The following is a 25,333-nucleotide window of genomic DNA, read 5'->3' on the forward strand; positions in this document are numbered from 1 at the left end:
ATTGGCGCTCAATGCCGTGCATGATCATGTTGCTGCTGCCCGTGCGCTGGCGGCACGACTGCCCCAACTGATTGATGAGTCCCGCCGGACAGCCATCAGTCTGCGCGGGGGATTGCATGGCAACCGCAAGGTCGGGCCGGGCAGTGATTTTTGGCAATTCCGGCCATATGTTCCGGGCGATCCAACCAATCAGATCGACTGGCGCCGCTCCGCACGCAGTGATCATACATTTATCCGTCAAACGGAATGGCAGGCCAGTCATAATTACTGGATCTGGCCGGTGTTATCGCCGTCGATGTATTGGTCATCTGCACGCGACATTCCAAGCAAGGCCGAACGCACACTTATCATATCGATTGCCCTGGCCGACCTTTTGATCCGAAATGGTGAAACCGTTGGCACGTTTGATGTCGAACGTACCCGGGTTACATCCGCCGAGCATCTGGAAAAACTGGCACATGCCATGTTGGCCACTCCACCAAGCATCGCCGAGCAAGGCCTGAACATGCACCCGGGACGCAAACATTCTGTTTTGGTGTTGGGCGATTTTCTGGAATTTGCCGAGCACGGCACCCAGACACGAAATGCCCTCCGTCATTTGGGGCAATATCAGAATGACGGGGCACTGGTTCATATTCTGGACCCTGCTGAAATCTCGCCGCCGTTTCAGGGGCGGGTCAATTTCCTTGATTCCAATGACACCCTGATTTTCAAAAGCGAGAAATTCGAAGACATCGCCGAGGGTTTCAAAAGCCGGGCACAAAAATGGCGGGCCGATGTCCGTGATGCTGCGCGCCAGAACGACTGGCTGTGCGACCGTCACGTCACATCGGAAAGTGCAAGCCCGACCCTTCTGGCACTGTATCAACATCTTAGCGAACGTCAGAACCAAAGCGGGTCAAACGGGCGTGGACGCCCCAACCTGAACCGCCCCATCCCGGACGGTCATAAAACGCAGGAGACGTCATGAGCCTTTCGGCCATCACATTCCTGTATCCGGCGATGCTGGCAGGCCTTATGGTCCTGCCGATTGTCTGGCTGTTAATCCGGTCTGCCCCACGCGCACCAAAGCAAATCACGTTTCCCGCGGCCCGATTGTTGCGCGGCTTAAAAAGCCAGCGCCGGGATGTTCAGCGTGCGCCAATCTGGCAAACCATTCTGCGCTGTCTTATTCTGACCTTGCTGATTGTCGCAGCAGCCCGCCCGGTGATGAACAGAAACGAATTTGTTCAAAACAACGGCGCGATTTTGATCATTGTTGATAATGGCTGGTCGAGTGCATCCGAGTGGTCACAATACCGCTCGGCCTTGGATCAGATCATCAATAAGGCACGGTTTGATCTGCAATCGGTTTATATCGCGCGCACTGCCCCCGAGGCCGCCGGTGCAACCACGTGGAAACTGCCCGACATTGTCGGCCCACTTTCGCCGCGCGGAGCGCAAGACCTTATTGGCCGGTTACAACCGCGTCCTTGGGCAGCTGATTATTTCGCCCTGTCTGATCTGATTTCCAATCAACAGGAAATGAACACAACGATTGGCAGCGTACTTTGGCTCAGCGACCAGATGGCAAACCCCGGCAAATCCGAACTTGCCGAGGAGCTTCTTCAAATCGCCCCGATCACGGTGATCGAACCGACGATTAATGATCGGATGGCGGTACGATCCCTGATCCGGTCACGCACTGGCTTGATCGCCACACTTTCCCATAATCGCAGCGACACGGCCCGCACGATCAATCTTCTTGCACGCGGCGAACGTGGATCGGTCCTGTTGCGCCACAATGCCGAAATTGCTGCCGATACTGAACAGACCGAACTGACCGTTCTTTTGCCAAGTGATATCGCCAATGCCATTCAAACCGTCGGCGTTGAGGGACGTGAAAGTGCCGCGACGGTGTTTCAAACAGGTGCGCGTTGGCAACAACGCCGCGTGGGTGTGATTGTCAGTTCCGGGGACAGTCCGGCGGTTTTATCGGATCGGTATTTCTTCCTTGATCGGGCGCTGTCCCCCTATGCCGAAGTCATCTATCAGCCGCTTGGCAAATTGCTGGAACAGAAAGTAGACATTCTGGTGGCAACCGGCCCGATTTCAGGATTGGGCAGCCAACATAAAAACCTTGAAAGGTGGGTCAACGACGGCGGCATGCTGGTGCGGTTTGCGGGCGACAGTTCGACAGAAATCGGCAATGAGTTTTTGCCCGTCACCTTGCGTTTGGGCAATCGCGACTTTGGCGGTTCCATGTCATGGGAAAAGCCAAAACGATTGCTTGATTTCCCCGAAACCAGCCCGTTTTTTGGCATTACCATTCCACCGGAAATTACCATTACCCGGCAATTGCTGGCCGAACCAGACCCCGATATCCTCAGCAAAACCTGGGCGCGCCTGACGGATGGCACCCCATTGATTACCAGCTCCGCGCAAAATGCCGGACGCCTTGTGCTGTTTCACGTCACCCCATGGGCCGATTGGTCGAACTTGCCGATGTCGGGACTTTTTGTTGAGCTGTGGCAAAGAATCCTGCCACTTGCCAGTCCGAGCAATCCCAACAGTGGTGAACTGCAAACCAGTTTACCGCCGCAATCGGTTCTCGACGGGTTTGGACAGGCCCATCAACCCGATGCGATGATCCTGCCCCTTCGCGCACCACTCGCCACACCGACACCACGTCATCCGCCCGGCATTTACGGCGAAAACGGTCAGGCAGTTGCCCTGAACCTTGGTCCGTTTCTGGGATCACTTGCCAATGATGTGACGTGGCCATCCGGGATTGATAAACGCAAAATCACGGATCATAACCAGATTGATCTTGCCGCCTTGTGCCTGATTGGGGCGTTGCTTTTACTGCTGGTCGATGGGCTTACCTTATTGGCCGTGCATCACGTCAGTCTGCGCCGCAACCGGCAAAGCAATGCGGTGACATCCACCCTCATCGCACTTGCGATGCTTGGCACGTCGACCATCACCGTGATGCTGTCATCGACGACCGATGGTAATGCCGCAACCCTTCAGGAAGCAGCCTTATCGCCCCGACTGGCCTATTTTGAAACCGGGGTTGCACCGGTGGACCGGCTTAGTCAGGCGGGCATGGCGGGATTAACCGAAATCCTGCGCCGACGCAGTGCGGCCGATCTTAGCAGTGTCGACGGGGTCAATCCGGAAACAGACGAACTGAGTTTTTATCCCTTGATCTATTGGCCGCTTGTCGATGGTCAGAAACCATTTTCTGAACGGGCACGTGACCGGTTGAACAAGTACCTTGAAAACGGTGGCATGATCCTAATCGACAGTCGCGACCGCGAAGTTGAACCCGCCCGGTTGCGTCGCCTTCTGGCCGGTCTTGAAATCCCGATCCTTGATCGTGCACCGGGCGATCACATCGTATTTCGCAGTTTTTATCTGCTTGATCATGCCTATGGCCGGTTTTCGGCCCCCATTTGGCTTGATGCCCGCCCGGATCAGCGATTGGATGGTGTGGCATCGGTGCTGTTTGGGGGCAATGACTGGGCATCGGCATGGATGTTACCCGAAGGCCGAGAAGAAATGCGCGCCGAGGATATTTCACCAAGACAGCGCGAAATGGCGTTTCGATTTGGCGTTAATCTTGTGATGTATGCGCTTACCGGCAGCTACAAGGGTGATCAGGTACATTTACCTGCCATCCTTGAAAGGCTTGGCCGATGACCCAAGACTGGCAGAACCTTCAGATATCGCCGTTGCTTGATATCGGTATTTTGCAAATTCTGGCTGTGCTGTGCCTGATTGCGGTGGTGGTTTTTGCCCTGTTTCGACTGCGCGGCACCATCTGGCGCGGGGTGGTGATGGTGCTTGTGCTGCTTGCACTGTTGGCACCGCAGTTTGCCGATCAGGACCGTGAAAAATTGAGCGACATTGTGCTGGTCCTTGTGGATCGCAGTGCAAGTCAGGAAATTGGTGATCGGTCCGCGCAAACCGACGAAACGATCAAGCAACTACGCGACCGTTTTGCCGGTAATGATACGATTGAACTGCGGTTTGAGGATGTCACAGGCCAATCTGATACCCGCATGTTTGCGGTTGTTGACCGCTTGCTTGGTGGCATTCCCCGTGAACGGCTTGGTGGGATAATGATGATCACCGATGGTCAGGTGCACGATGTGCCCGCCCGCCTTGATCTGGACGCGCCACTGCATGTGTTGATCACCGGACATGAAGACGAACACGACAGACGATTGCAAATTCGCCAAAGTGCCGATTACGGCATTGTTGGCAAGGACGCGGAATTCATGGTCGAGGCCATTGATCATGACCTTGCCAAAGGCACACCAATTGCCGTGCGCATGTTGCTTGAAGATGGCACCGAGAAAGAAATCTACCTGCCCGCCAATGAACAACACCGCATCAACATCCCGGTTCCCCATGCTGGACCGGTTTTGGCCGAACTTCGCATGGACGAGATTGAAGATGAAACCGATCAAACCAACAACCGCCTGATCCTTGAAACCACCGGGGTTCGCGACCGGTTGCGGGTACTGTTGTTATCGGGGGAACCCCATCCGGGTGAACGTGCATGGCGTAATCTTTTACGGGCTGATCCGGGGGTTGATCTTGTGCATTTCACCATTCTGCGGCCACCCGAAAAGGGCGATGACACCCCGATCAATGAATTGGCTCTTATTCCTTTTCCAATTCGTGACCTGTTTGAAGTGCGCCTTCGCCAGTTTGATTTGATCATTTTTGATCGTTATCAAATGCGCGGTGTGCTGCCGGCTCATTATCTGGAAAAGGTTGTCGACTACGTAAAGTGGGGTGGTGCGGCGCTGGTGGTCGCCGGGCCGGAATATATCGGGCCGGACGGGCTTTCGAGTACGGTGTTAAATGACCTGATGCCTGCGGTTGCGACCGGCCGGATTATGGAACAACCGTTTGTGCCGCGCGTGAACGATGCCGGCCGGTTACATCCCGTCACAGCCGCAATTGCCGGCTCGCCAAGCACGCCCCCCAAATGGGGTCGCTGGTACCGGCAAATCGAAACCAGAACATCCGATCCTGATGTCATGACATTGATGACAGGTGCGGATGATATGCCGCTTTTGACCCTTCAAAGGGTCGAAGAAGGCCGGGTTGCGATGCTCAGCTCCGATCAGATGTGGCTTTGGCAGCGTGGTCATGATGGTGGTGGCCCGGTGGCGGAACTTCTGCGCCGGTTATCGCATTGGTTGATGAAAGAACCGGCACTCGATGAAAACACCATCACGAGCGTGCGCAGTGCGGATGGTGAAAGCCTGATCCTGAACTGGCGAAAAATTGGGGCAAATCCCGAAATTGGAAGTGTGATCAACCCCGAAACCGGTGAACAGGTAAATGCCGCCTTTGAAAAACAACCCGACCAGACATGGCAGGCGGTTGTTCCCATGGCTGAACGCGGATTGATCCGGGTAAGAGGACGGGACCTTAGTGACCGAACCCAAACGGCCTTGCATGTTGATCGTGATGTTTTGACCGCCGAATCACGCAATACAAATTCCACCCCCGAAATCCTTGCCGGATTGGTTGCGCAAAATGATGGATATATCGGGCGTATTGAAAACGGGCTTCCCGATTTCCGTCATATCCCAAGCGACCGGGTTCGGCATGGATTGAACTGGGCAGGTTTTCTTGAAACAGACAGCTATCGCACCATTGTTGGTGGCATCACCAATCTGTTGCCGATCCCGTTGATTGCGCTGTTGATCGGCGCGATTTGTCTGGTCGGCTGGCGGGTGGAAAGCAAATAGGTCGAACTGCCATTTTGCCTTTGGGTCACTATGACGAACGAATGGGGCCTTTGCCTTGGGCCACTTCAGCGCAGGTTTGTTGATGGAACGAACATAATCCGCCCCGGAATTTCTCCACCAGAAAATCGATAAAGACCCGAACCTTTGTCGGCAAATGGCGACGTTCGGGGTAAACCGCATAAATGCCCCCCCCGCTATCGGCATTAAAGTCCTTTAGGATCGACACCAAACGTCCATCCAAAAGGGCTTGGGCGACAATGAATTCCGGCTCGCGCGCGATACCCAGCCCACGAATTGCAGCGGTTGAGGTAAATTCACCATTATTGCACGATAAAACCGGGTCAACGCGCACGCTGACCTGTCCGTCCGGTCCGTTGAAATCCCAGATATTCGGGCTGGGAAGGTTGGTGTAGGACAGTGTTTTATGCTGGGTCAGGTCTTGTGGCGTTTTCGGTTCGCCATGTTCTTGCAAATACGATGGTGCCGCAACGATGTGACTGGAAAAATCAGCCAGCTTGCGCGCGATCAGACTAGAGTCCTTTAGTCTGGTAATACGGATCGCCATATCAACACCTTCGGCGACGAGATCAACCATATGATCGGCCAGATGAATGTCGACATGCAGACCGGGATACTGTTCCATGAACTCTGTGACAAGGGCAGGCAAATACATCTGCCCGAACGTCAGGGGCGCCGATATTCTCAGTGTGCCGCGCGGAGTACCGCGTAAATCGGTCAGGGCATGCTCGGCGGTTTCGATTTCTTCGACCACGCGCGCGCAATGCTGATAAAATGTTGATCCGGCATCGGTCAGGCTCAACCGTCTTGTGGTCCGGTTCAAAAGCCGGATGCCAAGATTGTCTTCAAGCTTGGTGACATGTTTGCTGACGGCGGATTTTGACATACCAAGCTTTCGCGCCGCTCCTGAAAAACTGCGTTCTTCAACCACACGGGCGAAAACAGTCATCGCATCAAGATTTCCGATCAACATTACTTTGCTCCTGCCTGCCGCCAAACTGTTGCCTGTTTGGAAACAAATTAATGTCACATCACCTAATTGTCTTCAACGCGGAAATGACGACAATAGGAACAGGATCGCGTAAAGCAGATCCCCTAAATCCAAAACGACGACGCCGGAGGAAACAAGATGGGACTGTTGGTCGAAGGACGCTGGCAAGATAAGTGGTACGATACCAAAAGCACGGGCGGAAAATTCAAACGTCAGGATTCTGCGTTTCGCAATTGGCTGTCCAACGATGCCGATGCCCGTTTCCCCGCCGAAGCAGGCCGTTACCATCTGTATGTTTCCTATGCCTGCCCGTGGGCGCATCGCGCATTGATCATGCGCGCCCTTAAGGGCCTTGAGGACATGATTTCTGTGTCTGTGGTTCACTGGCATATGGCAGAAAACGGCTGGGAGTTTTCGCGCAAAGACGGTTTGGCTGACGATCTGGCCGACCGCGACTTCATGCATCAGGTCTATACCGATGCGAAACCGGACTATACCGGTCGTGTCACCGTGCCGGTCCTTTGGGACAAGAAAACCAACAGCATTGTGAGTAATGAATCGTCCGAAATCATCCGCATGCTAAATAGCGCGTTTGACGATGTTGGAGCAAAGCCCGGCGACTATTACCCGGAAGATTTGCGCGGCGAAATCGACCAAGTAAATGAACGCGTTTATCACGAGATCAACAACGGCGTTTACAAATCCGGCTTTGCCACAACACAGTCTGCCTATGAAGACGCCGCCAAGACGCTTTTTAACGCGCTAGACTGGATTGAAGACCGTTTATCAACCCAGTCTTACCTTGCGGGCGATCGCATCACAGAGGCCGATTGGCGGCTGTTTACGACACTGGTGCGGTTTGATCCGGTCTATCACGGGCATTTCAAATGCAATCTGCGGATGCTGCGCGATTATCCAAACCTTTGGAACTATACCCGCGCGCTCTATCAACATCCCGGGATCAAAGAAACGGTCCATTTTGACCACATCAAAAACCACTATTATCAAAGCCATCCGACCATTAACCCGCACGGTGTGGTGCCAATTGGGCCTGCTCTTGATTTCGATGCGCCCCATGACCGCGACAGGTTCAAAGGTTCATAACAGCCCCAAGCAGTCATGTGATGGTTTTCATAGGATAAACAAAAAACCCCGCAGCAGTGCTGCGGGGTTTTTAAATCCGTAAAACGGAAAATCTTAGTTCAGGCGCCCCTTGATTTCCGCGATCGCGTTATCAACCAGTTCGTCAGCCTTGGCACCAGAAACCTTGTCAGAAACAAGGGCCATGGTCGCCTTGGTTGCGATTTCGGCGACATGCGCACGAACTTCGGCAACCGCCTGGCTTTCGAGATTGGAGATACGTTCCAGAGCCTGCTGTTCACGGCGCTTAAGTGCCGCTTTGAGCTCAGCCTGGGCGCTTTCCAGCATACGGTCGGCTTCTGCCTTGGCATGCGCGCGGATCTCGTCAGCTTCCTTCAGGGCTTCGCGTTGTTTGGCCTGATAATTGGCCAGAAGCTCCTGAGCTTCTTCGCGAAGACGCTGAGCTTCGTCAATGTCGTCGGAAATCTTCTTTGCACGTTTATCAAGTGCAGCAGAGATCCCTTTGACGGCTTTGAACCCGCCAAACCCAACGACCAAAACGAACGAAAGCGTGGTCCATGTGTATGGATCGGTAAGGAAAGTAACCTCATGGGTTGCCATTATCTTACTCTCCTACAATAGCCGAAACAGCCTTGTCGGCAGTTTTGGCCTGAACCTTGACGCCGATAAGTTTGTCGGTTGCTTCGCGGGCGATTTCAGAGGCTGCTTCCGCAACACCTTTCATCGCATCCGTTTTGGCATCCACAATTGCCTTTTCGGCATCAGATGTCTTTTTAGACAGCTTCTTGACCAGTGCTTCGGTTTTTTTAGCCTGCTCTGCAGCAGCCTTTTCCGAAGCTTCACGAATATCTGCTTGCGCAGCATCACGAGCTTCTGCCAAAGCAGCCTCGTACTTCGCGATAGCGGCATCGGTTTCGTCTTTCAACGCCCGAGCCTTGCCAAGATTGTCTTCGATGTTCTTTTGACGGCGTTCAAGAACTTCACCAACTTTTGGCAGCGCAATTTTCGACATCAAGAAATACAAGATGGTGAAAATAACAAACAGCCAGAAAATCTGTTCTGAGAACGTCGCAATATCAAACTGCGGCATAGCCTACTCCCGAATTCAACGACACCGGCGAGGGCGTTCCTCGCCGGGCCGAGTATTCGCTCAAAAGGCGCCGATTATACGAAGAGAACGATCAGCGCAACGACAAGTGCGAAAAGCGCAATAGCTTCGGTAACGGCAAAACCGATCCAGCCATAAAGTTCTACATCAGCTTTGGCAGCCGGGTTACGGCCAACAGTGGCAATCAGGCTTGACCAGATGTTACCGACACCGATACCGGCACCAATCATACCAATAGCAGCCAGGCCAGCACCGATCATCTTTGCAGCATCGAGTTCCATAACTTCACCCTTTCGAATTTCTTAAAGGCAATCAGAAGAGATCACACCAAACCACACACATCAGTGCATGTGGATTGCATCATGGAGATAGATGCAGGTGAGAATTGTGAACACATAAGCCTGAAGCGCAGCAATGCCGAACTCCAGAACAGTAATCCCCGTCAGAAGAGCAAACGGAAGCACGCCAAGAATGCCAATCAGGCCGACGAACCCACCGATAACCTTCAGCATGATGTGGCCAACTGTCATATTTGCAAACAGTCGGATCGCCAAGCTGAACGGACGAGAGAAATAGGAGATGATTTCAATCGGGATCAAGATGATCGCGGTCGCAATCGGCGCGCCTTCCGGGAAGAACATCCGGAAGTAATGCGTACCATGACGCATAAAGCCGATGACCGTCACACCAATGAAAATCACCAGAGCCAGCGCGAAGTTAACCGCGATGTGGCTCGTAAAAGTAAAGCTGTGCGGGATCATGCCAAGCAGGTTCCCGAACATCACAAACATGAAAAGCGTGAAAATGAACGGGAAATACTTACGTCCCGCACTTCCAACGTTGTCTTTGAGCATATTGGCGACGAATTCATACATCACCTCGGCAGCACCCTGCCAGCGTCCGGGAACCAATGCACCACGACGCATAGACATCGTCATGAAGCACGTTACCAGAACGGCTGCGATCACCATCCAAAGTGCGGAGTTGGTGAAGGAAACGTCAATACCGCCAACCGAAAGATCGGCCAATGGTTTGATTTCAAACTGCTCTAGCGGTCCAGCCACCGTAATCCTCGCTCAATATTATAAGGTTTCGAGGTTAATCCTCGTCGCCCTGCTTGCTGCGCTCCCTCATCGCACGCCCAAGTCCGACAGCACTGTCGTATCCTTTGGCAACGCGATAAGCGTTTAAACCTCCAGCCCCTGCTCCGAGAAAGACAAACAGAACAATAAGCCAAGGCGTCGTATCAAGCACCCGATCCAGCGCCCAGCCAATCAGCAAACCAACAAGAACCGCAGCGATCATTTCCGCCGAAATCCTCATGCCGATCGCCATCCCTTGGGATGGTTTACCAGTCGCCCGGTTCGGGCTGTGCTTTTCTTCGCGTTTGTGCGCGACTGCCGAAAGCTTCGTCTCAAGCTCTTCTAATGAAGCGCGATCTTTGTCATCGCTCATTGTCGTGAACCCCGCTTTAGCAGCCTTGCAAACGTCGCAAGGAAATGCGCGGGCAACATACTTAGCACCCCATGGGCTGTCAAGCTGTAAAACCCCACCTGACAGGGCACTCAATAAGTCACCTAAGCATATGAAAAATAAAGACTTATCCACCATAATGTGAAGGAAAACACATTTGACGTTAGGCGATAGTTGCAGACGATTATACTGCTCTGTCACGGGCAACATCCGCTGCAACCGGCGGTTTTCCTTGTTTCTTACGCATTTAAGCACAGTGAGTGCCCAAGATCACAGTTAATCTTAATTTCAATCTATTCGGGCGTTTTCAACCAAAGTGACCGATATTTCACCCGCCAAAGGCAATTTGAAACCAGACAGTGCAATTTTACCAATGCCGATTCACCGACAGCGCACACCGCGCCGGGGCGTCCGATGGATCAGTAATTTACAGCTTACGCACCGAAAGTGTTCTTTGCTGATCAGCCTGTTGCCATCCATTAGGAAGTGCGGCGAGCATCCAGTCGAACTTGTTAAACAAGGCCCAGACAGCGCCAAGGGTGTTTGCGGCAATCTGGTTCATGTCGATGGGTTGGCGATCCAGAATTTCATCACGCAGAACGGCAATAAGCTGTTCAACAGTTCTGGTCCCGTCAAACACAGAAAGCAGTTTTGCCAAATCAGGCCCGCCGGTCAGGTCAATTGCATTCCCGCTGCCATCTTCGATCAAAACCGGCTGCCCCGAAAGCGCGATCAGATCGTCAAAAAACGTCTCGTTCGGCCGGACAAAGAAATAAGGCGCCAAATCTGCGTCGGGCAACACGCCACCGGCACCTTGTGCATCGTCTGCATCCTCAGCTTTGGCTTTGGTCAGATAAAACGCATGCAGCGGCATCGCCCCGCTAAACCGTTCACAGAAGGCCTGCTGATCGCGTAGTGGCTTGGTCGCCAATTCGCGCAACGTTCGTTGATCGCGCACAAGGTTTTCGATGGCGTAATGCGCCTTGCCTGTGCCGCCAAAACCAAAGAACCCGGTAAAGGCCGCAACCTTCAATCCGGCCGAGGCGGCAAAGTCATACACCCCGTGAACGTCATAGGCACATTCCACAGGGTGAAGCAGCAAATCGACAATTTCCGGATCGTTTTCAAGCAACCCTTTGATAAAGCCCGGACCGCCGCCCATTTTTAGCAACATGTTGTCTTCGGGAAGGTCGGCCAAGAGTGCTCTGGTCATGGACAATTGCGCCCCCAGATCCTTTTCGGGCAAAAGTGGTGCGACCATTTTGCGCCATTCTGTAACCGCCAGACGCCCATGTTCGCCGTAAACCATAACCCCCATCACCCCATCGGGTTTCAGGACCATCGTCAAATCGCGCAGGCCTTCTTCGGGATCTTCAAGGTGATGGAGCACACCCGCACAATTGATGTAATCAAATCCATCGGGTTTTGACGCGGCAAAGTCGGATATCGTCGCATTGACGTAGGTAACGTTTTCAAGCCCGCGTGCCTCGGCGCGCGCACGGGCAACCTTGGTACTGGCAAGCGACGGCTCAAGATAGGTCACCGTGCCCCCGGCGTCGCGCAGTTGCTCGGCAAGCCAGATCATGGCATCGCCGGTGCCGCCCCCTGCGACAAGCGCCCGGAAGTTGTTATCGATCACTTTGCGCCCGGCAAAACCATAATGATTAATCCGTGACAAGCTATCCATCGGCGGCATGAGCAAACGGTCCTTTTCCTGCTGCGGGTCGCGCAGTGGATAGGGATACTGTTCATAGAGTTCACGCACTTTTTGGGACATTGCCACCTTCACCTTCATTGAATTTCAAAGAGGTGTAACATTCCAAGCCACCATAGGAAAGTGACCTAACCGGTGAAATCAAGTTCGGTTTGTTCTTTCTTGGAATAGACTTCTGCCTGATGCAGATCGACTGAAACCAGCGATGACACACCGCGTTCGGCCATGGTGACACCAAACAGGCGGTTCATGCGGGCCATGGTCATACGATGGTGGGTAATGACCAGGAAGCGCGTGTTGGCATGACGCCCAATCGCTTCAAGCAACTTACAGAACCGGTCAACGTTGGCGTCATCAAGCGGTGCGTCAACCTCATCAAGCACGCAAATCGGTGCCGGGTTGGTCAAAAACACCGCGAACAAAAGCGCCACCGCGGTCAAGGCCTGCTCCCCACCTGATAGCAACGACAGGTGCTGCAATTTCTTGCCCGGCGGGGATGCCATGATTTCCAGCCCGGCTTCGAGCGGATCATCCGCATCGGTCAGCATCAGATGCGCGCCACCGCCGCCAAACAGGCGAACAAACAGCTGTTGGAAATGTTTGTCGACTTCGTCAAAGGCGACTTTAAGCCGCGCACGTGCTTCGCGGTTAAGCTGATTGATGCCATTGCGTAATTTGTCAATCGCGGCGGTCAGGTCATCACGCTCAGACACCATGGTATCTTTTTGTTCTTGCATCTCGGCAAGTTCAACTTCAGCCCTGAGGTTGACCGCACCAAGATTTTCACGCTCACGCGATTGGCGTTGCAGACGGGCGTCGATATCACCCTCGCCGGGGAGTTCCTTGGTCAGGTCAATTTCACCCAGCTCAACCAATTGGTCTGGCGTCGCATTGATCCGTTCGCGAATGCGTTCGATCAAGTCGCGACGATGCTGTTCGGCCTGCTCCAGAAGGGCTTCACAACGTACGCGCCCTTCGCGGGCTTCGGCCAGTTTCTGTTCGGCTTCTTTCAGGTTGACGTCGGCTTCGCGCTGAGCATTTTCGGCACGCTGTAATGCGTCGGCCGCTTCCTTACGGGTTTGATCAGAAAGATCAATCCGGTCAGACAGGATCGCGCGGCGTTCTTCGATCTCTTCGGGCTTGAGTTCAAGCTCCTCGATCTCCATCCGGGCTTCTTCCTGACGTTCGCGCAGTTCCGAAATCCGTTCCCCCGCACCGGACGCCCGTTCATTCCATGACGAAATTTCGTTTTCAACAAATTCAAGACGCTTCCGTCTGCCCGACATATCACGCAACATGCGATCAAGCTGACTTCTGGCTTCCATCTGATCGGCACGCGCATCGGCCAGATTGGCGCGTTTTTCGATCAGTTCGGCCTTGATTTCCATCAGCCCTTCGCTGCTTTCTTCTGGCAGAGCTGACAGCTCGTTGTATTCGGCGATGACTTCATCAAGGTCCAGTTTGGCGCGCTTTTCGGCTTCTTCTGCGTTTTGCAGACGGCCTTCAATCGCGCTGGCATCGCGTTTTATGTTGGCGATTTCTTCGCGGGCACGCGACAGAGTACCTTCGGCCTCACGCACCGCACGATGGGTTTCCTGTTCGGCAGTACGGGCCGTTTCGATTTCTTCTTCGAGGCGTTCGACATTTTCGTTGGCGATTTCCGAACGCTCGCTTGCCGTTTCGACGATGGCCTCGGCTTCTTCAAGTTCGCCACGCAATTCTTCAAGGCGGTTACGCTGACGCAATCGAACAGCAGCCGGCAATTCTGCCCCCGCCAAAATACGATACCCATCCCAGCGCCAAAGCGCGCCTTCGCGCGAGACAAGCCGCTGCCCTGCCTTCAGGTTTTTGGCCAACCAATTGCCGGTTGCCTCGTCATCAACAACCCCGATCTGCCAAAGACGGCGGTTCAAAAGGGCCGGTGCTTCGACAAACTTGGCAAGGGCATCAACACCGTCGGGCAAGGCAGGATCATCCGTGGCCGGATCAATCACCGACCAATGCATCGGCGCGTCATCGGCATCGGGCGCATCAAGGTCTTCGCCAAGGGCAGCCGCCATCGCGAGTTCAAGACCACTTTGCACCGAAATATCTTCGATCACGGCGCGGTGTTGCTGATCGGCGTTGCCTTTAAGCAGGCTTTCTAGGGCTTCTATTTCCGCCTGAAGGCGCGACTTTTTGCTTTCAGCATCACGCAGAGCATCCCGGGCGTCGTTTTCAGCCGTTTTCAGATTGTCTTCGCGGTCGCGCAATTCGGCCAAGCGCATTTCGGCTTCTTCGGTTGCCATTTTGCGCTGCTCACACAGCTCTTCGCACTCTTCAAGATGCATGCTTGCTTCTTCAAGGGCCTCGTCAAAATCTGCCTCGATGCGAATATCATCAAGTTTGGCAACGGCTTCGTCATGGCGCTCGGTCAGGCGATTGCGCCGTCCATTGAGTTCACCAAGACGTTGCTGAACCGATTTCAGGCGTGCTTCTTCGTCGGCAACCTTACTGGTCAGGACTTCGGCCTCGGCTTCAAGCTCTTCGACAAACAGCGCCTTTTCAGCAGCCGTTTCCTTGGCCATATCAAGCTCGTCATCCTCACCACCCTGCGCATCACGCAGTTCTTCGCCCTCGGCTTTCAACTTCTCAAGCGCGCCATGTGCATCGCTTGCCAGTTCGGCTTCGCGCGATAGATCGGCATCAATTTGCTGAATGCGCCCACGCAGCTGGCTCATCTGGGTTTCGATCTGCGCTTTGTCTTTATCCAGACCTTCACGCTCGATCAAAAGACGTTGCAAGGCGGCGGCCGCATCGGCTTCTTTTTTGCGAAGGTCGGGCAGACTTGCGGCAATATGGGCCTGAACGGTGGTGGCTTCGGTGACTGACGATGTCAGGTCACGTACAGCACTTTCACCGGCCACCAGCACTTCACGGGCGTCTTCCTGACGTTTCTGCGCGTCCGTCCACCGGATATGAAACAGCAGTGCTTCGGTCTGGCGGATGCCGATGCTGAGCTTGCGATACCGTTCGGCTTGTCGCGCCTGTTTTTGCAAGGACGCAATTTGCCCATCGAGAGTCACAAGGACGTCTTCAAGACGTTCAAGGTTCTGTTCGGCATTTTTCAGTCGAAGTTCGGCTTCGTGGCGACGTGAATGCAGGCCGGTAATCCCGGCGGCTTCTTCCAAAATCAGGCGGCGCTGACTTGGTTTTGCACCAATCAGCGCACCAATTTTACCCTGGGAGACCATGGCCGTGGAACGCGCACCGGTCGCGGCATCGGCAAACAGCAATTGTACATCGCGCGCACGCACATCCTTGCCGTTTACGCGGTAATTTGACCCACCGCCGCGTTCGATCCGCCGGGTCACTTCGAGCATTTCGAAATCGTTGAACATGGCGGGTGCCTTGCGCTCGCTATTATCGAGCGTCACAGACACTTCGGCCACGTTGCGGGCAGGACGCGACGATGTCCCGCCAAAAATAACGTCGGACATGTCCGAGCCGCGCATTTGTTTGGCCGAGGTTTCCCCCATGACCCAACGCAGCGCTTCGACAAGATTGGATTTGCCACAGCCGTTCGGGCCGACAACACCTGTCAGCCCGTCTTCAACCAGAAGATCTGTTGAATCGACGAAGGATTTGAACCCCGTCAGCCGTAACGATTTAAACTGGACCAATCATGTCCCCCGGTCCGCACCTTTTGCCCCTGTCGCCGGACACCGTCCCAGACGGTACCCGGCAGATCTTATTTTGTCAGTCGATAAGGTCTTCGACTTTGTCGATAAAGAATTCAGCTTCACGTGCACCAGCAATGGTTTCACCATCAATGATAAAGCTTGGCGTGGATGAAACGCTGTATTCCTGCTCACCCCTCATGCGCGATGCAACAATCGCGTCAATCATGGCTTCGTCGGCCAGACACGCATCAACCGCATCACCGTTCATGCCGCCAAACCGCACAACCTGTTTGATGCCCTCAATCGGGTCTTCCGAACGGGCCCAGGTCATCTGCGATTTAAACAGCATGCTCAAAACACCGAAATAACGGTCATCACCGGCACACTGCGCAACGGCTGCCGCGCGAAGGGCGATACCATCAAGCGGATAATCACGGAAAATCATTTTCGCCTTGCCGGTATCAATCAGCTTTTCCTTGATTTCAGGCAGGACTTCATTGTGGAACGCAGCACAGTGCGGACAGGTCAAAGAAGCATATTCAATAATCGTCACTGGCGCATCGGCATCGCCCAGAACATGTTCTTTCCATTCTGCTGCCTGTGACGGTTGTGCGCTAACAACGCCGAGCGCCAACAAAAACGCGCCAGCAAAAAACTTAACTGCCTTTAGCAAGGAAACCTCCGTTAAAACAAAGTTTTGTGATTACAAGCCTGTTGCAGCGCGGGAGTCAACACGCGCGCCAAAACAGCTATCGCACCAACGAGTCGCCAAGCTGCCGGGAAAATGCGGCAACTCCGTGATCGTACATTCCAATAAAATGATTCGATATCTTCCGACGGGCCCAATGCCCATCGCGTGTCAAAACAGATCGCCTGTTTGGGACGGATCGTCCTGTTTGTGCAAGGTTATTTTTTGCCATCCTTGGGCCGAAGACCGCCGGTTGCCCCGGCGATATGACGCCCAAGCCGGGTCAGGACTTCGCGCAAATGCGGATCTTCGATTTTGGCGATGTTGATTTCACTGGCCTTGGCAATATTGCCTTCGGGAACCGATGTCGGCGTGTGAACCGTGCGCTCAGGGCGCGATATATCGCCTTGCATCATTTTGATCCGTTCAACAGCACGATACCCGAAATAGGTATTCACCCGATCAATGATCTGGGGCATGCGATGCTGAAGTTCGATCGCGACCGGACCACTGACCCGAATGACCAATGTGCCGCCACCGGCATTTTCGCCGCGTGGCTGGATATATTTGACCGGCATCGTGAATTTTTCCAAATCACGTCCGACGATTTCAGCCCAGTGCAGGATAATTTCAGTTTGGAAAAAACCGCGCTTACGCACCAACGGACGTGTTAGGTTGCCGACAAGCGGCGCAACATTGCGAAGGCCATTGCGCCGTTCGGAACTGCCCATTGGGGTGATATTCTGTCTCTTTTTGACGGCGTTTTTTGCCGCCAAGTCGCCCGACACCTGATCCGCTGCGGACCCTGCATTCGTATCGGTGATATCTTTTTTCTTGCTCACGCCCGCTTCTTTCGTAGGGTCAGATCAAAATTACCCGTCATTCAACCCGCAACATAACACGGGAACGCCGTGCATTTCACCAATCAGGAAATACATCGCCTCAACCGCAGCATGCTTGAATGGTATGATCGCCATCATCGCACCCTGCCGTGGCGATCAGAGCCGGGCGATTTGCCCAATCCATATCATGTATGGCTCAGCGAAATTATGCTGCAACAAACCACCGTGCAAACGGTGGGTCCATATTTTCATGCGTTTTTGCAGCGCTGGCCGACTGTCAAAGACCTTGCCCGTGCTGAACTTGATGATGTTCTGCATGGTTGGCAAGGGCTTGGCTACTATGCCCGGGCGCGCAATCTGCATAAGTGCGCCAAAGTTGTCGCAGACGAACATGATGGCATCTTCCCCGATACCGAGGAAGGCTTGCTCAAATTGCCCGGTATTGGCCCCTATACCGCCTGCGCGGTTGCCGCCATTGCCTTTAACCGTCATGCGAGTCCGGTCGATGGCAATATCGAACGGGTGATTTCGCGGTTGTTCGCGCTTGAAACGCCGCTCCCCGATGTAAAGCCGGAAATTAAGGAAAAATCATCAGCCCTGACACCGTCAGACCGACCGGGCGATTATGCTCAGGCGTTGATGGATTTGGGCGCGACCATCTGCACCCCGCGCAATCCGGCCTGTGGCATCTGCCCATGGCAGGCCGATTGCGAAGGCCGCAAATCAGGCATCGCCCCCGACCTTCCCAAAAAACGTAAAAAAGCAGCCAAACCAACGCGGGTTGGCTATGCATTCTGGATACGCCGCGAAGATGACGGTCGCATTCTGGTCCGGCGCCGCCCGGAAAAAGGATTGCTGGGGGGGCTTTATGAGGTTCCGGGCAGTGACTGGCGCGCCATTGAGACACCCGACGACGTCATGCTGTCCGAAGCGCCGATAACGGCAAAATGGTCAGAACTTGAAGGTACTGTCGGGCATACCTTTACCCATTTTCACCTGAACGTCAGCGTTCTGGCCACGACCCTGCCCGCTGATCAGGCTGACCAGATGGACGGCAGTTGGACAACCATTGACGGGTTGGCCGATTTTGCCCTGCCGACCGTGATGAAAAAAATTGTCCGACATGCTCTGACGTATCGTTAGAGCCCCCAGTCAAGACGACATGTCTTTGAGGTAACCAAAACAAAGGCCCGTGATTAAAACCACGGGCCTTTGTCATTTTGTAAACTCGCTCGGCGCGATCAGGCGTAGATATCGATAACCTGTCCTCGGCCCTCGGTGGGCGTTGGCGCAGCCTGTTGCGAAGTTTCTGCTTCTGCTGTTTGCTCGACACGTTGTGACGATGGGGACTGCAAGTCATTGCTGCCGGTTTCAGCAATCGGTGCTGTCGCCTGCTGAATTTGGATCGGGTTTGGTGCGTATCCTGCACCACCTACTGGTCCTGCCTGCATTTTCGCCTCCGTCTATCCTTACGGATAAGTTCAAGACCTAAGATATAACAACTTTCGCCTGAAAATGCAAAAGCCGACGTGTTTTTAAACCACGTCGGCTTTTAGGCATCATAGATTTAACCGGGAATTCCCGATCAGGATCAGGCGGGGACCTGACCCATTTCCTTGCGAAGCTGGCTGCGCAGATTGTCGATCGAAACCAATCGGCCATCACATTTGTAATGCCAATAAGTCCAACCATTACAAGCTTCTGCGCCTTGTACACGGGCACCAATCTGATGAATGGAACCCGCATTATCCTTATGACTGATGGAGCCATCAGCACGGACCATCGCGGCAACATTGCCACGGTTGTCATAAATTTTCTCGCCCGGCGACAGCAGGCCACGTTCGATCACTGCACCAAACGGAATCCGCGGGAGCGACCGTTTCGATTCGGTAACTTCAAGGCTATCACCATCAAGCATCTGCACTTTGGCAATCCGTTCACGGGCTGCTTCGGCGTAAGTTTCTTCGCGCTCCAGCCCGATGAAGTGACGTCCAAGTCGGCGTGCCGCAGCCCCCGTCGTACCGGTCCCAAAGAACGGATCAAGGACAACATCGCCCTGACGGGTGGTTGCCAACAAAACACGTTGCAACAAGGCTTCGGGTTTCTGGGTCGGGTGGACTTTCTTGCCGTTATCGTCTTTGAGACGTTCCGAGCCAGAGCAAATCGGCATCAACCAGTCCGAGCGCATCTGCAAGCCTTCATTAAGCTGCTTCATCGCTTCGTAATTGAACGTGATTGCTTTTTGCTCTTCGCTTTTCGAACACCACAGAAGCGTCTCATGCGCATTGCAGAACCGCTTGCCACGGAAATTCGGCATCGGGTTGGTTTTACGCCAGACAATGTCATTGAGGATCCAGTACCCAATGTCCTGAAGCGTATTACCAACGCGGTAAATGTTGTGGTACGAACCGATCACCCAAATCGCACCGGTGTCTTTAAGCACACGGCGCGCTGCTGTCAGCCAGTCACGGGTAAACTCGTCATAGTGACGAAAACTGTCAAACTGGTCCCAGTGATCATCGACCGCATCAACCTTGGAGTTGTTCGGACGCAAAAGATCACCGCCAAGCTGAAGATTGTAGGGCGGGTCGGCGAAAATCAGATCGACGGATTTCTCTGGCAGGCTGTTCATCATTTCGATGCAGTCGCCAACCAAAACCTGATCAAGTGGTAAAGATGTCTTTTTTGTCATGATGCCTTCTAGGTTCCCCCTTGAAACTTGACCAAAGCATCAACCGAAATAGTTAATGAAAGAGTTAACCGACTCCGAAATTTTTCAAGGATTCGCATTGTGTTAGAAAGTGCGCTGACTGTTTAGACAATCTTAACCGGTCTGCTTCAAAAACCGGAAGATTTTGGATCGTGTCCCGCCAAGGCGTCTTTCACCGGTCAGACCGGTCAGACTCCGCAGAATAGCCCCCCTCTTTGCCGTGCAAAACATTCATTCAGAACAATGCGCATCATCTTAAAGACGCAAGGCCATAGCCTTCTGCACGCCAGACACATCCTCAAAACTGAATGTCATCCCAAATACTTAGCGTAACAGGCGAAAACTGACCATTTGGACAGAACTTGCCTTGCCTCTTTTCTGATCGCGTATACAATCTGCTCACAAACTGACCATAAAAGTTGAACTTCGCACAACGGCAATAACCTTCAGGGGGACATAATGAAGTCTGGTACATTCGGCCTTTCCCGCCGTGCACTGCTTTCGGCCATGGCGGCCGCAGCAGCGGTGGTGTCATTTGGCTTTGGCGCGCCGGCACAGGCCGCTGATCCGATCAAAGTTTCGGCAATTTACACCGTTCCGGTCGAACAGCAGTGGGTCTCGCGTATCCACAAGGCGCTGAACGCAGCCCAGGAACGCGGTGACATTTCCTATGAATTTTCCGAAAACGTTGCCAATACCGATTATGAGCGCGTCATGCGCGAATATGCCGAAAATGGCTCCAACCTGATTTTGGGGGAAGTTTTCGGTGTTGAACGTGCCGCACGTAAAGTCGCTGCACAGTATCCGGAAACTGCGTTTCTGATGGGCTCAAGTTTTGGCCCGGAAGGCGAAAACTTCTCGGTCTTTGATAACTACATCCATGAGCCAAGCTATCTGGTTGGTATGGCGGCCGGTGCGGCCACCAAAACCAACAAAATCGGCATGGTCGGTGGCTTTGCCATCCCGGAAGTGAACCGCCTGATGAATGCCTTCATGGAAGGTGCCAAATCGGTCAATCCGGATGTTGAATTCATGGTGACCTTCATCAACAGCTGGTACGATCCGCCCAAGGCCAAAGAAGCATCCTTTGCCATGATCGATAAAGGTGCCGACATCATGTACGCGGAACGCTTTGGCGTTTCCGATGCCGCCAAGGAACGCGATATCCTTGCCGTTGGCAACGTGATCGACACCGCGGCGGATTATCCGTCGACCATTCTGGGCTCGGCCCTTTGGCACATGGAAGCCACCGTTGACCACGCGATTGAGGCGGTCAAAGCCGGTGAGTTCAAAGCCGAAAATTACGGCAAATTCAGCTACATGGAATATGACGGCGGCAGCGTCGTGCTTGACCCGGCACTTCTGCCCGATGGCACGGTTGCAGACGTCGAGGCCAAGAAAGCTGAAATTCTTGATGGCAAGTTCACCGTCACGGTGAATGACGAAGAACCGAAATCTTCTATGTAAGATTTCCTTAAAATGCAGGGCAGTTCGGTATAAAAGCCGACCTGCCCTTTCTTTTTGGGCCAACAGGCCACGCACCACATTATCGCCCCACAGCGTGACGCATAAAAACCAAACGGATTACCCGGATGTCATCTGCTGCGCACTCATCACATAAAACGTCCCCGGAACTGCTGCTTCAGCTTGCAGGGATTACCAAGAAATTTGGCCCGCTGATCGCCAATGATGCCATCGACCTTAAGGTCCATAAGGGCGAAATTGTCGCCCTTCTTGGCGAAAACGGTGCGGGCAAAACCACATTGATGAACATCCTGTTTGGCCATTATGTCGCCGATGAAGGCACCGTCACGGTCACCAATCGCGATGGCAATCTTGAACAGCTTGAACCCGGCGCACCGCAAGCTGCCCTTGATGCCGGGATCGGCATGGTTCATCAGCATTTCACCTTGGCAGAAAACCTGTCGGGGCTTGATAACATTGTCCTTGGCACCGAACCGATTTTCAGACTGCGGCGCGACCGGACGGCGGCGCGCGCCAAGCTGGCGGATCTGATGTCAGGATCAGGCTTGAATGTCGATCTTGATCAGCCAGTGCACAAACTGACCGTCGGCGAAAAGCAGCGCGTTGAAATCCTAAAGGCGCTCTATCGCGACGCGCGCTTGCTGGTTCTCGATGAACCCACCGCAGTACTGACGCCGCAAGAAGCCGACAGCCTGTTTGTCATCTTGCGCCAACTGGCCGCAACCGGCCTTTCGGTCATCATCATTGCCCATAAACTCGCCGAAGTCCTTGCCGTGTCGCACCGTATTGCGGTTTTACGCGGTGGGAAGAAAGTCGGAGAAATGCAAACAAGCGATGCCGATCATCGCTCGATTGCCGAACTGATGGTCGGTCGCGAGGTCCCGGTCAGCCGCCGCACCGAACGCGTACCGGGTGCACCTGTGTTGCGATTGTCAGATGTGACGATTGATCGCGGCGATGCTCGGCGATCCCTTCATGGTGTAAACCTGACCGCCTGCGAAGGTGAAATTCTTGGCATTGCTGGTGTATCGGGCAATGGACAGGCCGCACTGGCACAATTGCTTGCTGGTCTTGATAAACCCGATAGTGGCATTGTGGAGATTTTTGAAGCAATCGTTACAAAATTCGATGCCCATAAATTTGCCCAGAACGGCATTGCCCGTATTCCCGAAGACCGCCATCACGATGGCATGGTCGGATCTATGAGTGTTGCCGAGAACATCGCCATCGAAGACGTCCGGTCAAAGGATTATCAAAAATTCGGTTTCCTTGATTTCGCCGCCATTCGCAAACGCGCCGAACAGGCAATCAAGGATTACGATGTACGTTGCCCCGGCCCGGGCGCACCGGCAAGATTGCTGTCAGGTGGCAACATCCAGAAGCTTATTCTGGCCCGGGTCTTGGAAAAATCGCCAAAACTGATTTTGGCCAATCAGCCATCACGCGGCCTCGACGTTGGCGCACAGTCCGAAGTCCACCGCCGCTTGCTTGAAGCGCGGCAAAATGGTGCTGCCGTCATTCTGATTTCCGAAGACTTGGACGAACTTTTGACGATCTCGGACCAGATTGTCGTTATTCACGCCGGTCATGTTTCAAAGGCCATTCCAACCGATGCCATTGACCGATCCGAGCTTGGCCTGATGATGGCCGGACAAACCAAAACCTATACACAGCAAGCACAGACCAGCAACACCATCCGTCAGGGAGAAACGCCATGATCCGGTTCGAACCCAGATCCAATCCCGGCCCGATCCTTGTCTATGGTGTTCCGGTTTTCGCTGCCGTCTTTGCCATCCTGCTTGCCGCCATTCCGCTGGCCTTGGCAGGCGCCCCGATTATGGACGCCTATGGCCTTATGATCACTGGTGCATTTGGTTCGGTCTTCTCGACTTCCGAAATGCTGACCCGCGCCACGCCCTTGATCCTAACCGGGCTTGCCGCTGCCATCGCGTTTCGCGCCAAGCTTTGGAACATCGGTGCTGAAGGACAACTTTACATGGGGGCCATGGCGGCCGTTGTCGTTGGAACCGGCGTGATTGACGGGCCAAGCTGGGTGATGATCCCGGTGATCATGATTGCGGGCGCATTGGCCGGGGCCTTGATGCTGATCGGGCCGACGCTTTTGAAAACCCGCATGGGTGTTGATGAGGTCGTTACCACCCTTCTTTTGAATTTCATCGTCCTGCTATTTGTTCAGATGATGCTGGAAGGGGCTTTGAAAGACCCAATGTCGATGGGCTGGCCGCAATCAGAACCGATCATTGATAGCGCCATTTTGCCCCCGCTTCTGGAACGCATGCGCGTGCATTTGGGGCTGATCATTGCGCTGGTTGCCGCAAGTGGCTTGGCAGTTTTTGTCAAACGTACCGTCTGGGGGTTTGAAATCCGTGCCGTTGGTGAAAACGCTGCTGCGGCGAAATTTTCCGGTATTTCAGTGACCAAAACCATGATCCTCGTCGCCGCCCTTTCCGGTGGCTTGGCCGGACTGGCTGGGGTTTCCGAAGTTGCCGGGACGCGTGGATATCTCGCAACCGATTTGTCACCGGGATATGGCTATGCCGGGATTGTTGTTGCCATGTTGGCGCGCCTGTCGCCCGTGGGGGTTATTATATCGGCACTTTTCGTTGCATCGGTATTTGTCGGGGCAGATTCCATGAGCCGGGCGATTGGTGTTTCAAGCTATCTGGCCGATCTGATTGTTGCGATGTCGTTGCTGTGCGTTTTGATCGGCGGATTTTTGACCCGGTTTAAAGTCCGGTTCGACCGCAGAAAGACAGCCGGTTAAGGGGAAAAGACATGGAAATCATTGATATCCTTTTGGCCGCAAGTTTTTGGGAAGCCGCCATTCGCATTGCCACTCCGCTAATTTTCGGGGTACTGGGCGCACTTGTTTGCGAACGGGCCGGTGTACTGAACCTTGGGATCGAGGGCATCTTTACCGCTGGTGCCATGGCGGGCTGGATGGCTGTTTGGCTGGGGGCTGGCCTTTGGGGCGGCGTTCTGGTTGCCGCCCTTGCCGGGGGATTTTTCGGACTGATCCATGCGATCCTGACCGTGCCGCTTGGCCTGAGCCAGCATGTATCGGGCATCGGGGTAACATTGCTTGCGACCAGTCTGTCCTATTTCACCTATCGCACCGCATTGCCCGATGTGTCATCGCCACCGCGGATCATCCCGTTTCAGCCGCTTGATATCCCGATACTGTCTGACTTGCCGTTTATCGGGCAGGCTTTATTTTCACAAACCGCGATGACGATGCTGGCTCTTGTGCTGGTGTTTGTTACCGGCTGGGTTTTATATCGCACCCCACTTGGCCTCGCGATCCGTGCCGTTGGCGATAACCCGTCGTCGGTTGAAGCACAGGGACTTTCGGTTTACGGATTGCGCATTGGGGCTGTTGTGGTCGGCTCGGCCATGATGGCGCTGGGCGGCGCCTTTTTGACCATGTCGGCCTTTGACGCATTTTTCTTTGGCATGATCAATGGACGTGGCTGGGTCTGCATTGCGCTGACCGTCTTTGCCAGCTGGCGACCGGGCAAGGCGCTGATTGGTGCACTTTTGTTCGGGGCGTTTGATGCATTTCAGGTCCGCCTGCAAACCGAAGTCGGTGCGTTTTTCCCATCGCAAGTGTTCTTGATGATGCCCTATATCCTCTCGATCATTGCGTTGATCGTGGTTGCGCGCAAAGCTGATTACCCCAAAGCACTTTTGGTCCCCTGGTTTAAAGGGCAGCGCTGATCTGACAGCAGACCTCAAACCCGAATTCGCCACCACCAACCAAGGAC

Annotated in this window: 21 protein-coding genes; 9 read left to right on the forward strand and 12 right to left on the reverse strand. The window is 53.9% G+C overall.

Going from position 1 to position 25,333, the window contains the following annotated elements:
* Position 1 precedes the first annotated feature (1 nt).
* Genes COO92_RS13800 through COO92_RS13810 form a run of 3 tightly spaced genes read left to right on the forward strand, consistent with a single transcriptional unit; the run spans position 2 to position 5,756 of the window.
* Complete coding sequence (locus COO92_RS13800; protein ID WP_101303025.1) at positions 2-970, forward strand: DUF58 domain-containing protein; 969 nt, start codon at positions 2-4, stop codon at positions 968-970.
* Entirely contained in the window at positions 967-3,684 is a 2,718-nt protein-coding gene (locus COO92_RS13805) for a DUF4159 domain-containing protein (RefSeq protein ID WP_101303027.1), read from the forward strand. The genes COO92_RS13800 and COO92_RS13805 overlap by 4 nt, the downstream gene beginning before the upstream one ends.
* Positions 3,681-5,756: a hypothetical protein gene (locus COO92_RS13810; protein WP_101303029.1), complete on the forward strand. Its 2,076-nt coding sequence runs from the start codon at positions 3,681-3,683 to the stop codon at positions 5,754-5,756. The genes COO92_RS13805 and COO92_RS13810 overlap by 4 nt, the downstream gene beginning before the upstream one ends.
* A 28-nt stretch (positions 5,757-5,784) precedes the next feature.
* Here COO92_RS13810 and COO92_RS13815 read toward each other — a convergent pair whose 3' ends face one another.
* The gene (locus COO92_RS13815) at positions 5,785-6,747 is read right to left on the reverse strand and encodes a LysR family transcriptional regulator (protein WP_101303030.1); all 963 of its coding nucleotides are present in this window, start codon (positions 6,745-6,747) and stop codon (positions 5,785-5,787) included.
* Between the two features lie 156 nt (positions 6,748-6,903).
* Between COO92_RS13815 and COO92_RS13820 the strand changes: the two genes are divergently transcribed.
* Complete coding sequence (locus COO92_RS13820) at positions 6,904-7,869, forward strand: glutathione S-transferase family protein (RefSeq protein ID WP_101303032.1); 966 nt, start codon at positions 6,904-6,906, stop codon at positions 7,867-7,869.
* A 93-nt stretch (positions 7,870-7,962) separates the two neighbouring features.
* Here COO92_RS13820 and COO92_RS13825 read toward each other — a convergent pair whose 3' ends face one another.
* The 9 genes from COO92_RS13825 to COO92_RS13865 form a co-directional block, all read right to left on the reverse strand.
* Positions 7,963-8,466: a F0F1 ATP synthase subunit B family protein gene (locus COO92_RS13825; RefSeq protein WP_022731588.1), complete on the reverse strand. Its 504-nt coding sequence runs from the start codon at positions 8,464-8,466 to the stop codon at positions 7,963-7,965.
* Positions 8,467-8,470: 4 nt separating this feature from the next.
* Positions 8,471-8,956, reverse strand: coding sequence for a F0F1 ATP synthase subunit B family protein (locus COO92_RS13830; protein ID WP_022731589.1), 486 nt, complete (start codon positions 8,954-8,956; stop codon positions 8,471-8,473).
* A 74-nt stretch (positions 8,957-9,030) separates the two neighbouring features.
* Positions 9,031-9,255: a F0F1 ATP synthase subunit C gene (locus COO92_RS13835; RefSeq protein ID WP_022731590.1), complete on the reverse strand. Its 225-nt coding sequence runs from the start codon at positions 9,253-9,255 to the stop codon at positions 9,031-9,033.
* 60 nt (positions 9,256-9,315) lie between these two features.
* Positions 9,316-10,038, reverse strand: a complete 723-nt coding sequence (locus COO92_RS13840; RefSeq protein WP_022731591.1) for a F0F1 ATP synthase subunit A — start codon at positions 10,036-10,038, stop codon at positions 9,316-9,318.
* Positions 10,039-10,072: 34 nt separating this feature from the next.
* Positions 10,073-10,648, reverse strand: a complete 576-nt coding sequence (locus tag COO92_RS22295) for an AtpZ/AtpI family protein (protein WP_240626438.1) — start codon at positions 10,646-10,648, stop codon at positions 10,073-10,075.
* Between the two features lie 226 nt (positions 10,649-10,874).
* Positions 10,875-12,224, reverse strand: coding sequence for a class I SAM-dependent methyltransferase (locus tag COO92_RS13850; protein ID WP_165792365.1), 1,350 nt, complete (start codon positions 12,222-12,224; stop codon positions 10,875-10,877).
* Between the two features lie 65 nt (positions 12,225-12,289).
* Positions 12,290-15,823: a chromosome segregation protein SMC gene (gene smc, locus COO92_RS13855; protein ID WP_101303036.1), complete on the reverse strand. Its 3,534-nt coding sequence runs from the start codon at positions 15,821-15,823 to the stop codon at positions 12,290-12,292.
* Positions 15,824-15,899: 76 nt separating this feature from the next.
* Positions 15,900-16,496 carry a thioredoxin domain-containing protein gene (locus tag COO92_RS13860; protein ID WP_022731595.1) on the reverse strand — a complete coding sequence of 199 codons (597 nt, stop codon included), beginning with the start codon at positions 16,494-16,496 and terminating at the stop codon, positions 15,900-15,902.
* A 233-nt stretch (positions 16,497-16,729) separates the two neighbouring features.
* A complete protein-coding gene (locus COO92_RS13865; RefSeq protein WP_101303038.1) occupies positions 16,730-17,353 on the reverse strand; it encodes a DUF721 domain-containing protein in 624 nt (207 codons plus the stop codon).
* Between the two features lie 69 nt (positions 17,354-17,422).
* On the opposite strand from COO92_RS13865, the gene mutY reads away from it, so the two are divergent.
* Positions 17,423-18,496 (forward strand): A/G-specific adenine glycosylase, encoded by a 1,074-nt coding sequence (mutY, locus tag COO92_RS13870; RefSeq protein WP_101303040.1) that lies wholly within the window; start codon positions 17,423-17,425, stop codon positions 18,494-18,496.
* A gap of 98 nt (positions 18,497-18,594) precedes the next feature.
* On the opposite strand, the gene COO92_RS13875 is transcribed toward mutY, so the two are convergent.
* Both COO92_RS13875 and COO92_RS13880 read right to left on the reverse strand, forming a co-directional pair.
* Complete coding sequence (locus COO92_RS13875) at positions 18,595-18,804, reverse strand: hypothetical protein (protein WP_101303042.1); 210 nt, start codon at positions 18,802-18,804, stop codon at positions 18,595-18,597.
* A 140-nt stretch (positions 18,805-18,944) separates the two neighbouring features.
* Positions 18,945-20,045 carry a site-specific DNA-methyltransferase gene (locus COO92_RS13880; protein ID WP_022731599.1) on the reverse strand — a complete coding sequence of 367 codons (1,101 nt, stop codon included), beginning with the start codon at positions 20,043-20,045 and terminating at the stop codon, positions 18,945-18,947.
* Between the two features lie 477 nt (positions 20,046-20,522).
* Here COO92_RS13880 and COO92_RS13885 point away from each other — a divergent pair, with 477 nt between their 5' ends.
* From COO92_RS13885 to COO92_RS13900, 4 genes are all read left to right on the forward strand, one after another.
* Positions 20,523-21,530 (forward strand): BMP family protein, encoded by a 1,008-nt coding sequence (locus COO92_RS13885; protein WP_101303044.1) that lies wholly within the window; start codon positions 20,523-20,525, stop codon positions 21,528-21,530.
* Positions 21,531-21,655: 125 nt separating this feature from the next.
* Positions 21,656-23,266 (forward strand): ABC transporter ATP-binding protein, encoded by a 1,611-nt coding sequence (locus COO92_RS13890; RefSeq protein WP_101303046.1) that lies wholly within the window; start codon positions 21,656-21,658, stop codon positions 23,264-23,266.
* Positions 23,263-24,333 (forward strand): ABC transporter permease, encoded by a 1,071-nt coding sequence (locus COO92_RS13895; protein WP_101303048.1) that lies wholly within the window; start codon positions 23,263-23,265, stop codon positions 24,331-24,333. The genes COO92_RS13890 and COO92_RS13895 overlap by 4 nt, the downstream gene beginning before the upstream one ends.
* Positions 24,334-24,344: 11 nt before the next feature.
* Complete coding sequence (locus COO92_RS13900) at positions 24,345-25,286, forward strand: ABC transporter permease (RefSeq protein WP_022731603.1); 942 nt, start codon at positions 24,345-24,347, stop codon at positions 25,284-25,286.
* Positions 25,287-25,333: the final 47 nt, after the last annotated feature.

The sequence above is a fragment of the Thalassospira lohafexi genome (assembly GCF_002844275.1).
Classification (GTDB): domain Bacteria; phylum Pseudomonadota; class Alphaproteobacteria; order Rhodospirillales; family Thalassospiraceae; genus Thalassospira; species Thalassospira lohafexi.

What these genes read in the sequence shown, in the direction of transcription:
- COO92_RS13885 (WP_101303044.1), top strand. Translation starts at nt 20,523, where the DNA reads ATGAAGTCTGGTACATTCGGCCTTTCCCGCCGTGCACTGCTTTCGGCC.
- COO92_RS13850 (WP_165792365.1), bottom strand. Translation starts at nt 12,224, where the DNA reads ATGTCCCAAAAAGTGCGTGAACTCTATGAACAGTATCCCTATCCACTG.
- COO92_RS13890 (WP_101303046.1), top strand. Translation starts at nt 21,656, where the DNA reads ATGTCATCTGCTGCGCACTCATCACATAAAACGTCCCCGGAACTGCTG.
- COO92_RS13875 (WP_101303042.1), bottom strand. Translation starts at nt 18,804, where the DNA reads ATGCAGGCAGGACCAGTAGGTGGTGCAGGATACGCACCAAACCCGATC.
- COO92_RS13880 (WP_022731599.1), bottom strand. Translation starts at nt 20,045, where the DNA reads ATGACAAAAAAGACATCTTTACCACTTGATCAGGTTTTGGTTGGCGAC.
- COO92_RS13900 (WP_022731603.1), top strand. Translation starts at nt 24,345, where the DNA reads ATGGAAATCATTGATATCCTTTTGGCCGCAAGTTTTTGGGAAGCCGCC.
- COO92_RS13810 (WP_101303029.1), top strand. Translation starts at nt 3,681, where the DNA reads ATGACCCAAGACTGGCAGAACCTTCAGATATCGCCGTTGCTTGATATC.
- COO92_RS13830 (WP_022731589.1), bottom strand. Translation starts at nt 8,956, where the DNA reads ATGCCGCAGTTTGATATTGCGACGTTCTCAGAACAGATTTTCTGGCTG.
- COO92_RS13820 (WP_101303032.1), top strand. Translation starts at nt 6,904, where the DNA reads ATGGGACTGTTGGTCGAAGGACGCTGGCAAGATAAGTGGTACGATACC.
- COO92_RS13825 (WP_022731588.1), bottom strand. Translation starts at nt 8,466, where the DNA reads ATGGCAACCCATGAGGTTACTTTCCTTACCGATCCATACACATGGACC.
- COO92_RS13895 (WP_101303048.1), top strand. Translation starts at nt 23,263, where the DNA reads ATGATCCGGTTCGAACCCAGATCCAATCCCGGCCCGATCCTTGTCTAT.
- COO92_RS13835 (WP_022731590.1), bottom strand. Translation starts at nt 9,255, where the DNA reads ATGGAACTCGATGCTGCAAAGATGATCGGTGCTGGCCTGGCTGCTATT.
- COO92_RS13815 (WP_101303030.1), bottom strand. Translation starts at nt 6,747, where the DNA reads ATGTTGATCGGAAATCTTGATGCGATGACTGTTTTCGCCCGTGTGGTT.
- COO92_RS13805 (WP_101303027.1), top strand. Translation starts at nt 967, where the DNA reads ATGAGCCTTTCGGCCATCACATTCCTGTATCCGGCGATGCTGGCAGGC.